General features: G+C 72.2%; 8 protein-coding genes. 2 read left to right on the forward strand and 6 right to left on the reverse strand.

The features are described from left to right. Position 1 precedes the first annotated feature (1 nt). Both ACIBST_RS28140 and ACIBST_RS28145 read right to left on the reverse strand, forming a co-directional pair. On the reverse strand, positions 2-925 hold the full coding sequence (locus tag ACIBST_RS28140; protein WP_397175926.1) for a carbohydrate ABC transporter permease: 924 nt from the start codon (positions 923-925) through the stop codon (positions 2-4). Continuing rightward, a complete protein-coding gene (locus ACIBST_RS28145; RefSeq protein ID WP_397175928.1) occupies positions 922-2,277 on the reverse strand; it encodes an extracellular solute-binding protein in 1,356 nt (451 codons plus the stop codon). Before ACIBST_RS28145 ends, ACIBST_RS28140 begins: the two co-directional genes overlap by 4 nt. Before the next feature lie 355 nt (positions 2,278-2,632). Here ACIBST_RS28145 and ACIBST_RS28150 point away from each other — a divergent pair, with 355 nt between their 5' ends. Both ACIBST_RS28150 and ACIBST_RS28155 read left to right on the forward strand, forming a co-directional pair. Then, complete coding sequence (locus tag ACIBST_RS28150; RefSeq protein ID WP_397175930.1) at positions 2,633-5,044, forward strand: glycoside hydrolase family 3 N-terminal domain-containing protein; 2,412 nt, start codon at positions 2,633-2,635, stop codon at positions 5,042-5,044. Continuing rightward, the gene (locus ACIBST_RS28155) at positions 5,031-6,056 is read left to right on the forward strand and encodes a substrate-binding domain-containing protein (RefSeq protein ID WP_358292575.1); all 1,026 of its coding nucleotides are present in this window, start codon (positions 5,031-5,033) and stop codon (positions 6,054-6,056) included. The genes ACIBST_RS28150 and ACIBST_RS28155 overlap by 14 nt, the downstream gene beginning before the upstream one ends. Here ACIBST_RS28155 and ACIBST_RS28160 read toward each other — a convergent pair. The 4 genes from ACIBST_RS28160 to ACIBST_RS28175 all read right to left on the reverse strand — a co-directional run bounded on the left by ACIBST_RS28160 (position 6,043) and on the right by ACIBST_RS28175 (position 12,434). Beyond that, the gene (locus tag ACIBST_RS28160) at positions 6,043-7,599 is read right to left on the reverse strand and encodes a PQQ-binding-like beta-propeller repeat protein (RefSeq protein WP_397175932.1); all 1,557 of its coding nucleotides are present in this window, start codon (positions 7,597-7,599) and stop codon (positions 6,043-6,045) included. The two genes, ACIBST_RS28155 and ACIBST_RS28160, sit on opposite strands and share 14 nt — an antisense overlap. Further along, positions 7,596-9,185 (reverse strand): carboxylesterase/lipase family protein, encoded by a 1,590-nt coding sequence (locus ACIBST_RS28165; RefSeq protein ID WP_397175934.1) that lies wholly within the window; start codon positions 9,183-9,185, stop codon positions 7,596-7,598. The genes ACIBST_RS28160 and ACIBST_RS28165 overlap by 4 nt, the downstream gene beginning before the upstream one ends. 128 nt (positions 9,186-9,313) lie before the next feature. Continuing rightward, the gene (locus ACIBST_RS28170; protein ID WP_397175936.1) at positions 9,314-10,648 is read right to left on the reverse strand and encodes a xylan 1,4-beta-xylosidase; all 1,335 of its coding nucleotides are present in this window, start codon (positions 10,646-10,648) and stop codon (positions 9,314-9,316) included. A gap of 205 nt (positions 10,649-10,853) precedes the next feature. Then, positions 10,854-12,434, reverse strand: coding sequence for a carbohydrate binding domain-containing protein (locus tag ACIBST_RS28175; RefSeq protein ID WP_397175937.1), 1,581 nt, complete (start codon positions 12,432-12,434; stop codon positions 10,854-10,856). Positions 12,435-12,456 lie beyond the last annotated feature (22 nt).

Here is a 12,456-nt window from a genome sequence, read left to right on the forward strand (position 1 = left end):
GTCAGGCCCCTTCCAGCTGGCTCGCCGAGGCGTCGCGGCCGCCCAGACGGCGCAGCAGCAGCGCCAGCGCCAGGCCCACGAGGACGAGGATGACCGCGATCGCGCTGGCCGGGCCCATCAGGTTGGCCTGGAACCCCCGCTTGTACATGTCCAGGGCGAGCACCCGGGTGGCGTCGCCGGGTCCGCCCGCGGTCAGCACGAAGATCAGGTCGAAGAACGTCAGCGACCCGACCACCATCAGCGTCGAGGACGTGATGATCGTGTACTTGAGCTGCGGCAGCGTGATGCTGAAGAACGTGCGCACCCGGCCCGCGCCGTCGAGCTCGGCGGCCTCGTACATCGAGCGCGGGATCTGCCGCACGCCGCCCTGGTAGATCAGCGAGTGGAACGGGATGAACTGCCACGACACCACGAAGATCACCACGCTGAAGGCGAGGACGGGCTCGCCCAGCCAGTCCTGGGCCAGCAGGTCGAGGCCGAGCCCGGCGCCGAGCCCGAAGTTCGGGTCGAGCAGCGCCTTGTAGGTGATGGCGATGGCGGCCGAGCTGAGCAGCAGCGGGATGAAGTAGAACACCGACAGCACGGCCCGGTAGCGCTGCCGGCCGGCCAGGAACACCCCGAGCAGGATGCTGGCCGGCGTCTGCACCGCCCAGGACGCGGCCATCACCAGGAACGTCACCCACAGCGCGTGCGGCAGCCCGGGATCGGCCAGCACGGCCTGCCAGCTCGACAGGCCGGCGAAGCCGATGTCGCCGAGCCCGTCCCAGGAGGTGAAGCTGAGGACGAGGACGCCGATCAGCGGGATCACGCCGAAGGCGACGAAGAGCAGCAACGCCGGGACGGCCAGCCAGGCGAGGGAGCCACGGCCCCCTCGCGCGGCCGCCGCCGGCGCCCGCCGCCCGGCGGGGATCGGGATCGCGCTCACTTGCCGATGACCGCGTTCATGTTCGTCTGGAACTGCTGCGGCGAGATGGACAGCTGGAACAGCTTGGCGATGTTGTCCAGCAGCACCTCGGCGGCGGTCGGGCTGAGCGCCTGGTCCCACGACTGGGCGAAGGTCTTGGCGTTGCTGGCGATGCCGTAGACGAACTTCAGGAACTCGGCGTCGGGGGAGGAGGCGAAGGCCGCGTCGGCGCCCTTGACGATCGGCACGGCGCCCGTGTCGGCCCACTCCTTGACCTCGGTCTGGTCGAGCACGCCGCTGGTGAAGAACTTCTTGGCGATCTCCTTCTGCTCGGGGGTGGCCTTGGCGGAGATCGACAGGTACTGGCCGGGGTTGCCGACGGTGTTGCTCGGGTCGCCCTTGCCGCCGTCCACGGGCGGGAAGTTCATGTAGCCGAGGTGGCCGCCGGGGACGAAGTCGCCGCCGTCGTTCTTCATGCCGCCGTACGTCCAGCCGCCGTGCAGCATCATCGCGGCCTTGCCGGTGTAGAGCAGCGCCTGGTCGGCGTTGGAGTCGGCGGTGATGGAGGAGAAGCCCTTTATGAAGCCGTTCGCCTTGATCAGGTCCTGCATCTTGGTCAGGGCGTCGAGGGCGGCGGGGTGGGACCAGGCGTCCTTCTGGCCCTCGAACACCGCCTGGAACACCTCGGGGCCGCCGATCCGGTCGAACAGGAACTCCAGCCACATCATGTTGGTCCAGCGCGACTGGCCGCCGAGCGAGAACGGCGCGATGCCCTTGGCGTTGATCTTGGGCACGATGTCCATGATCTCGCCCCAGGTCGTCGGCGGCTGCACGCCGACCTTCTCCAGGACCTCCTTGTTGTAGTACAGGACGATCGGCTGGACGGTCTCGCACGGCATCGCGTAGATCTTGCCGTCCACGGTGGCCGCGCCGAAGGAGGAGGGGAACAGCCGGTCCTTGACGGCGGCGTTCTCGGAGAACCAGGACGTGAGGTCCTCGACCTGGCCCGCCTGCACGTAGCTGCGCAGCGTGCCGCCGCCCCAGCCCCAGATCAGCGTGGGGGCCTGGCCGGCGCCGATGGCCGTCTTGATCTTGGTCTTGTAGGCGTCGTTCTGGAACGCCGTGCCCTCGATCTGGGTGGTGGGGTTGGCCTTGTTGAAGCGCTCGACCGCCCGGCGGCGCACGCCTTCCTGCGGCTCGACCGACAGGTACCAGTAGGTGGCCTTAGCGCCGCCGCCGCCACCGCCGCCGGTCGGGCCGCCGCCGTTCGCGTGGGTGGGGCCCGACGTGCCGCAGGCGGCGAGCGCGGCTCCCAGGGGCAGCCCCATCGAGAGGCTGAGGAAGGTGCGGCGAGAGGTTGTCCTGGTCTCCACGCTGATCTCCGTACTCGAATGCCGTGGCCTGGCCGCGGCTCGGTTGTCCTTGGGACGCGTTGGCCGGCGGTCGGATCGGCAAACCCCCCAATGCCGCTCGTCCGCTCGCCGTTGAGTGAACTAGTCGAAACATTTGCGACATGACCGCGCGGCACGTCAATCTAGATTTCGACCATTACCCTGTCAAGACCTCTGCCGCGGAAACCGGCGCTGGGTGGCGTCCGGGCCTGTGTAGTAATGTCGCGCGGGCATCTAGCTGGATATTCTGCCCCAGTTGCGGCATTGTGCAGGTGGCAGGCCCAGCTCCGAAATGTTTCGAAACTTTGCGGCAGGAACTCTTGAAGGAGTGCAGTTCATGACGGCTCTAGATCGGACCCCGGCGGATCGGGTCCTCGGTCCGTGGCTGGACCCGGCGCTTCCCGTGGCCGAGCGCGTCGAGGCCCTCCTTCAGGAGTTGACGCTGGAGGAGAAGGTCGCCCAGCTCGGCAGCCGGTGGGTGGGCAACGACATGGCGCACGAGGAGGCGGCCCCCGCTCCCGACCCGGACGGCGCCGGCACCCACAACGTGGCCCCCATGCAGGACGTTTTCGCCGCCTCCGGCACCGTGCCCCTGGGCGAGGCCGCCCGGCACGGGCTCGGCCACCTGACCCGGGTGTTCGGCAGCGTCCCGGTGACGGTGGCCGAGGGCGCCGCCGAGGTGGTGCGGCTGCAACGGGAGGTCGTCGGCCTGTCCAGGCTCGGCATCCCGGCCCTGGTGCACGAGGAGTGCCTGACCGGCTTCACCACCTACGGCGCCACCGTCTACCCGGCGGCCATCGCCTGGGCCGCCACCTTCGACCCCGGCCTGGTCGAGCGCATGGCCGCGGCCATCGGCCGGGACATGCGGGCCGTGGGCGCCCACCAGGGCCTGTCCCCCGTGCTCGACGTGGTCCGCGACTACCGGTGGGGCCGGGTCGAGGAGACGATGGGCGAGGACCCGTACCTCGTCTCGATGCTCGGCACGGCGTACGTGCGCGGCCTGGAGAGCGCCGGCGTGATCGCCACGCTCAAGCACTTCGCCGGGTACTCGGCCTCGCGGGCCGCCCGCAACCACGGCCCGGTCCCGATGGGCCGCCGCGAGCTGATGGACATGATCCTGCCGCCGTTCGAGGCGGCCCTCACCCTGGGCGGCGCCCGTTCGGTGATGAACTCCTACTCCGACGTGGACGGCGTGCCCGCCGCCGTCGACTCCTGGCTGCTGACCGACCTGCTGCGCGAGGAGTGGGGGTTCACCGGCACCGTCGTGTCCGACTACTGGGCGGTCCCGTTCCTGGCGACCATGCACCAGGTGGCCGCCGACCCGGCGGACGCGGGGGCGCAGGCGCTGGCCGCCGGCCTGGACGTCGAGCTGCCCGACACCCTCGGCTTCGGCGCGAACCTGGTCGAGCGGGTGCGCCGGGGCGAGCTGCCCGAGGCGCTGATCGACCGCGCCGCGCGCCGGCTGCTCACCCAGAAGGTGCAGCTCGGCCTGCTCGACCCCGGCTGGACGCCGGAGGGCTCGGTCGCCGGCGCGCAGGACGTCGAGCTGGACTCGGCCGCCAACCGCGCCCTCGCCCGCGAGCTGGCCGAACGCTCGATCGTGCTGCTCGACCCCGGGACCGAGCTGCCGCTGCGCGCGGGCCTCGGCCGGATCGCCGTCGTGGGCCCGTGCGCCGACGACCCGCGCACGTTCATGGGCTGCTACGCCTTCCCCAACCACGTGCTGCCCCGCTACCCCGGGCTCGGCCTGGGCGTCGAGGCCCCGACCGTGCTGGACGCGCTGCGCGCCGAGCTGCCCGGCGCCGAGATCGTGCACCAGCCGGGGTGCGCGGTCCAGGGCGGCGACCGGTCCGGGTTCGCCGCGGCGGCCGACGCCGCCCGCGCGGCCGACCTGTGCGTCGCGGTCGTGGGCGACCTGGCCGGGCTGTTCGGCCAGGGCACGTCGGGCGAGGGCTGCGACGCCGAGGACCTGCGGCTGCCCGGCCTCCAGGCCGACCTGCTGGCCGAGCTCTTCGCGACGGGCACGCCGGTCGTCGTGGTGGTCGTCTCCGGCCGCCCGTACGCGCTGGGCGAGGTGCACGCCGGAGCCGCCGGGCTGGTCCAGGCGTTCATGCCGGGAGAGGAGGGCGGCGGGGCGATCGCCGGTATACTGAGCGGTCGTGTCCAGCCTGGAGGCAAGCTTCCCGTGCAGATACCCCGCCATCCTGGCGGGCAGCCGGGCACCTACCTGCAGCCCCCGCTCGGAGCCGACAGCAAGGGCATCAGCAACCTCGATCCGACCCCGCTGTTCCCCTTCGGGCACGGCCGCTCCTACACCTCCTTCGAGGTCGGCGACCTGTGGATCAGCGCGGCCGAGGTCCCGACCGACGGCGAGTTCACCGTCTCGGTCCGCGTCGCCAACACCGGCGACCGGGCGGGCGACGAGGTCGTGCAGCTCTACCTGCACGACGTCCTCGCCCAGGTCACCAGGCCGGTGAAGCAGCTCACCGGGTTCGCCAGGGTGCACCTCGAACCGGGCGCGAGCAGGCGGGTCTCCTTCCTCGTCCACACCGACAGGACCGCCTTCACCGGGCGCGACCTGCGGCGCGTCGTGGAGCCGGGAGACGTCGAGGTGCTCGTCGGCACGTCCGCCGCCGACCTGCCGTGCCGCGGGGTGGTCCGGCTGACCGGGCCGGTGCGGCCCGCCGGCGCGGGCAGGCGGCTGGTCACACCCGTGGAGATCCGAGGAGGAACAGATGCCGGCTCCTAGGCGCGCCACGCTGGCCACCGTCGCGGCCTCGGCCGGCGTGTCCGTCGCCACCGTCTCCAAGGTGCTCAACGGCCGCAGCGACGTGGCCCCGGCGACCCGTTCGCTGGTGCAGTCGCTGCTCCAGCAGCACGACTACGTGCCCGCCACGCCGCGCCGCGGCGAGGCGGGCGGCCCCGCCACGGTCGAGGTGCAGTTCGACGACGACCTCAACGCCTACTCCACCGAGATCATCCACGGCGCGATCGAGGCCGGCGACGAGCTGGAGACGTCGGTCGTCGTCAGCATCAGGAAGAGCCACCAGCGCACCGGCGGCTGGGCGCGCGACCTGGTCGCCGCCGGGCGGCGGGCGCTGATCGTGGTGACCAGCGAGCTGACCGGCGCGCAGCTCGGCGCGCTGACGCGGGCCCGGCTGCCGCTGGTCGTGATCGACCCGCTCAACCTGCCGACCACCAGCGTGACCAGCGTCGGCTCGACGAACTTCGCCGGCGGCCTGACCGCCACCCAGCACCTGCTGTCCCTGGGCCACCGGCGCATCGCCTACATCGGCGGCCCGCCGACCTCGGCCTGCAACCAGGCCCGCCTGCACGGCTACCGCGCCGCGCTGGAGGCGGCCGGCGCGCCCGAGCCGCCCGGCTACGTCCGCACCGCCCACTTCCACTACCAGGACGGCCTGGACAACGGCGCGAGCGTGCTCGACCTGCCGGAACCCCCGACCGCGATCTTCGCCGGCTGTGACGAGATCGCGCTCGGGGTCATGGAGGCCGCCAGGTCGCGCGGCCTGCGCATCCCGGAGGACCTGAGCATCGTCGGCTTCGACGACACCCAGATCGCCCGGATGGCCTCGCCGCAGCTCACCACCGTGCGCCAGCCGCTGCGCGAGATGGGCCGGGCGGCCCTGCGCACCGCGCTGCGGCTGGCGGCCGGCGAGCGGATCGACTCCCACCACGTCGAGCTGGCGACCGAGCTGGTGGTGCGCGGCTCGACCGCCCCGGCGGCGCCTACGGAAGGCTGAAGGCCAGGAACACCGACCCGTACGGGTTCGGGTACGGCGTGAAGGAGTACCCGGACTGGACGAACAGCATGCCGTGCGACACCACGGCCCCGCCGCCGCCCGAGACGGCCCCGCCGCGCCCGGTCAGCCCGTTGACGCCCTGCACCTCCTGCATGGTGTCGTAGGCCCACACGACCTCGCCGGTGCGCGCCGAGTAGGCCCGCATCTTGCCGTCCATGCTGCCCTCCCAGACCAGGCCGGGGGTGCTGGAGACGGCCGGGGTGTGGCCGAGGCGGCAGACGTCCGGGTACTGGGCCGCGCCGCCGGTGGCGCAGCCGTCGGCCGGGTTGGGCGTCTCCCACAGCAGGTGGCCGGTGGCCGGGTCGAGCGCGAACAGGGTGCCGGGCTGGGCCATGTACGTGGCCACGTACAGGCGCTGCCCGTCGAAGGAGGTGCCCCACTGGACGCCGGACAGGCCGCCGCCGGGCATCGGCTTCGACAGCTGCCGCTGCCAGACGATCTTCCCGGTACGGGCGTCGAGCACGTGGTACACGCCCGCCTTCTGCCCGATGCCGACCAGGGCGCGCCCGCCCGCCCTGAACAGGTTGGGCGCGGCCCCGAGGTCGAAGTCGAGCGCGGTTCCGTCGGGGAAGTTGGGGCAGTACTCGCGGTCCTCGGGGGTGGGCAGCGAGCACTCCAGCCGCCAGGTGTCCACGTCGGTCATCCGCCGGGTCCAGCGCGGCCGGCCGGTGTCGATGTCCAGCGCCAGCACCGAGTCGTAGTGGCCGGCGCTGCCGGTGTAGTTCTGGCCGGTGCCGACGTACAGGGTGCGGGTGACGGGGTCGAGGGCGGGGGAGCTCCACACGCCGCCGCCGGAGGGGGCGTACCGGGGGACGCCGTTGGGCCAGGTGCCGTCCTGGCGGGCCTTCGGGACGGTGTTGAAGCGCCAGACCGGGCGGCCGGTGTCGGCGTCCATGGCGTCGAGGTGGCCGCGGAAGGTGCAGCAGGCGTGCTCCTTGCCCATGATGTTCTCGCCGCTGGAGACGCCGACGTAGACGCGGTCGCCGAAGACCAGGGGGGAGCTCGTCACGATCGCCGTGACGGTCTCGTCGAGCCGGCGGGCCCAGGCCAGCCGGCCGGTGCGCTGGTCGACGGCGTAGAACCAGCCGCGCACGTCGCCGAAGTAGACCTTGCCCCTGGCCACGGCCGGGCCGTCCTGCACCTGCGTGCGGCCGGTGCCGACGGTGGTCAGGTCGAACTCCCAGCGGGCCGCGCCGGTGGCGGCGTCCCTGGCGTACAGCTTGCCCTCGGGGGAGCCGAAGTACACGGTGTCGCCCACGACGGCGGGCTGGCTGCGCGGCGTGCCGGCCTCCTTGGGGTAGGCGAAGGCCCACTTCAGCGCGAGTCCGCCGACCGTGCGCGGGTTGATCGCGCGTTCGGCCGCGTTGTGCCGCCAGCCCAGCGGGCCCTGCTGCCACATGGGCCAGTCGCCGCCGGTCGCCGCCTGCGCGGGCGCCGGGCCCTGCAGCAGCGCGAGGCAGAGCGCGGTCAGCAGCCGGATCATGAGGTCGCCTCCTTGTTCCAGAACGCGCACTGGTGCTGCCTGGCGATCTCCCGCGTCACCTGGCTGTCACCGGCCGGGGCCAGCGACATGACGGCGGGGTCGGTGCGGGTGTACCGGGGCCACAGCGGGGTCCCCTCCGCGGTCGGGTCGCCGGTGCGGGCGAAGCCCGTCCACTGGGCGACGAGCTGGGCGCCGAAGGAGCGCTGGTTGGCGTTCAGGTCCTTGACGTCGGAGTACAGGAAGGGCGCCTCGCTGATGTGGAAGGCGCCGTTGGGCTTGGTCTGGTCGAGGAAGAACAGCGGCGGCGCGTCGGTGTTGTCCACCTGGAAGGCGTACACCGGCAGGTGCGCGGCCAGCCGTTCGTCGTTGAGCAGCGCCGGGCAGACCGAGTTGCTGTCGGCCACGATCGTCCGGTACGCGATGAACGCCGCCGGGGCGGGGAACCTGGCCAGCGGGTAGCGGGCGAGCACCTCGGGGGCCAGGGGGCCGTACTGCTGCCGGACCAGGGTCTCGTACTCGGCCGGGGTGTTCGCGGCGGGGAGCTGGACCTCGTCGCGGCCCACGCCGTGCATGAGGGCGACCTTGTTGACCCTGCCCCTGGCGAACGCCCGGGACGGCGACATGGTCAGGATGCGGCCGTCCACGATGGGGGCGATCGTCCCGCGGTCCGGGCCGAGCCCGTCGCCGGACTGGTCGAGCAGCGCCTTGACCGGCTTGGCCCGCAGGCACGCGGCCGGGTCGGCGGCCTGCTCGCAGCCGAGCGCGGCGGCGAACCGGCCGCCCTGGGCCTGCGCCTCGGCCTGCGTGGGCAGCTCGGCCTTGCAGTCCTGCGGCTGCCAGAAGGTGTTCACGCCGCGCAGCGAGTTGTACTCGCCGCTCTGCACGATCCCCTTCTCGAACAGGCCCTTCGCGGTCGGCGACGCCGTGTGCGCGCAGACGCTCGACCCGCCGGCGCTGGCCCCGAAGATCGTCACGTTGCCGGGGTCGCCGCCGAAGCGGGCGATGTTGCGCCGCACCCAGCGCAGCGCCTCCTGCTGGTCGGACAGGGCGTAGTTGCCGGCGTTCCGGCCGAGGGCCCGGTGGGACAGGAAGCCCAGGACGCCCAGCCGGTAGCCGACGCCGACGTGCACGACGCCGCCCGCCCTGGCCAGGTGGGAGCCGTCGGAGGGGGCGCCGTACCGGAAGCCGCCGCCGTGGAACTCCACCATGACGGGCAGGTTCCTGGCCCCTTCGGGGGCGGCGACGTTGAGCTTGAGGCAGTCCTCGTCCTCGGAGGGGGAGCCGAGCAGCTCGGCCTGCGGGCACGGGCTGCCCCGCCCGGTGCCGGACAGCACGCCGGGCCAGGGCGTGGCCCGGCGCGCGGGCGTCCAGCGCAGGTCGCCGACGGGCGGGGCGGCGTAGGGGATGCCGAGCCAGGAGCGCAGGCCCTCGCCCGCGATCCCGCACACCTGGCCCGTGTCGGTGGTGACGGTCGTGCCGGGCGCGCAGGCGGGCGCGCTGCGCGGGGCCGCCTGCGAGGGCGGCGTCGTCAGGCTGAGCGACGCGATCACGACGAGCGCGCTCAGCCCCGGTCGGAGCTTCAACATGCGCAAGTTCCCTCGGTGGATTTACTCGGGATCTTGCGCATCTTGTCAAGGCGAGTCAGCCGGAGCAATGGCGGCCGTCATACCGGACCGCCATCTCGCCCGTGTGATCGCCGCCGCGCCGCCCGCGGCTAGCGGCCGCTCCACTTGATCTCGTACGGCTTGAGCGTCAGTTCCTTGCCGTCGACCGTCGTGGTGACCTGCTTGCCCGTGGTGTTGACCGCGAGGAGCTGCTCGGGCTGGGCCAGCACCCGGACCCGCCGGTCGGAGGAGGTGACCGGCTCCAGCTCGGCCCCCGCGGGGAACCAGCGGGTGAAGTCGGCGACCAGCTTGCCGGTGGGCATCAGCGCGCCCGTGCGCGGCTCCCACATGCAGGCCCGGCACTCGCCGTCCTTGGCCTGCGGGTTCCAGTACAGGGCGGTGCTCGCGCCGCTCTGGGCGAACTCCATCATCGAGACGGCCTGCACGGCCAGCCGCATGGGCTCGTCCCAGACGGTGCCGTCCTCGGGCACGAAGTACCACTCCGACCACCACACCGGCAGGTCGCCGGTCTTCTCGCGCAGCCACCTGGTGATCGCGCCGAACTTGCCCAGGGCGCCGAACGCGTCGGGCAGCAGCTCGTGGGTCTCGGTGGGGGAGGCGCCGTCCACGACGACGAAGTCGGCGCCCTTCTTGTGCTTGAACCAGTACTCGAAGGCGTCGAGGGCGTGCTGGTTGACCGCTCCCCACGGCCCGCGCAGCTCGGTGTCGCCCTTGCTGTCGCTGTCGAAGCCCAGGTACGGCCCGCCGATCTTGGCGTCCGGCCGGACCGCCTTCACCGCGTCGTACACCTTGTTGTACAGCTCGGTGTAACCCTTGTAGTCCGCGGGCTTCCTGTGGTCGCGCCAGAAGCCCTTGAACTCGTTCCAGACCATGAAGTACTTCACGTCCCGGTAGCGCTCGGCCACGGTCGCCGCCAGCTTGGCGAAGTCGTCGAAGTGCTCCGGGTACGGCGCGTCCTCCAGGTGCTCCTTCCAGGCCGACTCCTCGGTCGGGCCCTCGGGGCCGCCCTTCATCCAGTCGGGGGCGCAGCACAGCGTGATGACGCCGGTGCCGCCGGACTCCCGCATGAAGTTCGTCCGGCTGTCGAGGTCCTCCCAGAAGTACTCGCCCCGCCGCGGCTCGGGGTTGAGCGCCCCGAAGCCCATGATGTGCTGGTTCTGCAGCATCGGGGTCTCCGACAGCGCGCGGGCGACCTCCTGCTCCAGGCGCGGGGTGATGTTGTTGGCGCTGACGCCGGTGTGGGTCAGGCCCCAGCGCGGCCAGCCGGCGTCCACGGGCGGCGGCTTCGGCGCCTCGGCGGTGGCGGCGGGCGAGGACGCCGGCGGCGGCTGGGCGCCGGTGGTCTCCTGGTCGGCGGTGGCGCCGAGGGAGCAGCCGGCCGCGAGCAGCGCCATGGCGGCGAACCCCGCGACACAGGTGGCCAACCGGCCAGAACGCCGCCCCGCCGTCCGCCCGCTTACTGTTGACACCTGAATCCCCACCTGGTTCTCGGCGCTTTTTGCCTAGAGCGTTCCATGCCCCCGCAAACGCGGCAAACCAGCGGGCCGGATTCACAGCCAAGCGTTATCTCGCGGACACGGCGGCGCTTCCGGCGCCCCTGGCGCGCCGGAAGGCCGCCGCGTCCTGTCCCTAGCGGCCCTGCAGGCCCTTGACGTTGTCCCCGAACGTCCAGCCCTTGGAGCCGTCCCAGTTGATCGACCAGGTCATCAGGCCCTTGAGCTGGCCGTTGAAGGCGTTCCAGCCCTGCGACACCAGCGAGGGGGCCATGTAGCCGCCGCCGGCGCCCGGCTGCGCGGGCAGGCCCGGCACCTGCTTGTCATAGGGCACGGTGATCGTCGTGCCCTGGATGGTCAGGCCGTTGTTCAGGCAGGTGGTCTGGACGGTGAAGCCCTGCACGGTCCCGGCGGAGTAGGAGTCGCCGGAGCAGCCGTACATGCTGCCGTTGTAGTACTGCATGTTCAGCCACCACAGGCGGCCGTTGTCGGCGTACTTCTTGATGATCGGCAGGTACGCGCCCCAGATCGACCCGTACGTCACGCTGCCGCCCGTCACGTACGCCGTCTCCGGCGCCATGGTCAGGCCGAACCCGGCCGGCATCTGGGCGAGCACGCCGTCGATGATCCGGATGAGGTTCGACTGCGAGGCGGAGAGCTGGGTGATGCTGCCGCCGCCGGTCAGGCCGGTCTCGATGTCGATGTCGATGCCGTCGAAGTTGTACTTCTTCAGGATCGGCACGACGGTCGCCACGAACCGGTCGGCGACGGCGCTGGAGCCGAGGTCGATGCCGGCCGCCGCGCCGCCGATGGACATGAGGATCGTCGCGCCCGCGGCCTTGGCCTGGCACATCTCGGCCGGGGTGGCGACCTTGACGGTGGCGTCCATGCCGTCCTCCCACAGCACGGTGCCATCGGAGCGGATGACGGGGAACGCGGCGTTGATCACGTTGTAGCCGTGCGCCTTGATGCGCGGGTCGGTGATCGGGATCCAGCCGAGCGGCGGGTGCACGCCGTTGATCGCGCCGTCCCAGTTCTCCCAGTAGCCCTGGATCACCTTGCCCGCCGGACGCGGCTTGGTCGGGCAGGTGGTGTCGGTCGGCGTCACCGTGGGCGTCACGGTGGGCGTCACGGTCGGCGTCACCGTGGGCGTCACCGTCGGGGTGACGGTGGGCGTCACGGTCGGGGTCACCGTCGGGGTCACGGTCGGCGTGATCGTGGGGGAGGCGGGGCCGCCGGGGCCGTCGAAGCTGACGTCGTCGGCGTAGTAGGTGCCCTGCCCGTACCAGCCGTGCAGGAAGATGACCGCGGTGCTCTGGCTCGCGGTGGTCGTGAACGACACGGTGAGCTGCGTGTACGCCCCCGCCGACGACGTCCAGGACGAGGAGCCGCCGGTCACGCCGAGGTAGACGTAGCTGCCGCGCACCCACGCGCTCAGCGTGTACGTCGTGCTCGGCCGCACCGACACCGACTGGGTGCACTGCGCGGTGTCGGACCCGCCGGCCGCCGCGGCCAGCGCCTTGGTGCCGGAGTGGACGGGGGTGGAGACCACCGATCCCAGGCCGCCGGTGCACGACCACGGCGACAGGGATCCGGTCTCGAAGTCCGGGTTGGTGAGGAGGTTGGCCGCCTGGGCGGAGGTCTGGACGACGAGGACGCCCAGTGCCGCCAGGACGGAGGCCAGCAGCACGACGAGGAGACGGCGCGTTCGCTTCATGGTGGACAACCCTTTCGTCGCC

The organism is Nonomuraea sp. NPDC049684 (assembly GCF_044465345.1).
In the GTDB taxonomy this organism is placed as follows: domain Bacteria; phylum Actinomycetota; class Actinomycetes; order Streptosporangiales; family Streptosporangiaceae; genus Nonomuraea.

Coding starts and splice junctions, on each gene's coding strand:
- ACIBST_RS28150 (WP_397175930.1), top strand. CDS start 2,633: ATGACGGCTCTAGATCGGACCCCGGCGGATCGGGTCCTCGGTCCGTGG.
- ACIBST_RS28155 (WP_358292575.1), top strand. CDS start 5,031: ATGCCGGCTCCTAGGCGCGCCACGCTGGCCACCGTCGCGGCCTCGGCC.
- ACIBST_RS28160 (WP_397175932.1), bottom strand. CDS start 7,599: ATGATCCGGCTGCTGACCGCGCTCTGCCTCGCGCTGCTGCAGGGCCCG.
- ACIBST_RS28165 (WP_397175934.1), bottom strand. CDS start 9,185: ATGTTGAAGCTCCGACCGGGGCTGAGCGCGCTCGTCGTGATCGCGTCG.
- ACIBST_RS28175 (WP_397175937.1), bottom strand. CDS start 12,434: ATGAAGCGAACGCGCCGTCTCCTCGTCGTGCTGCTGGCCTCCGTCCTG.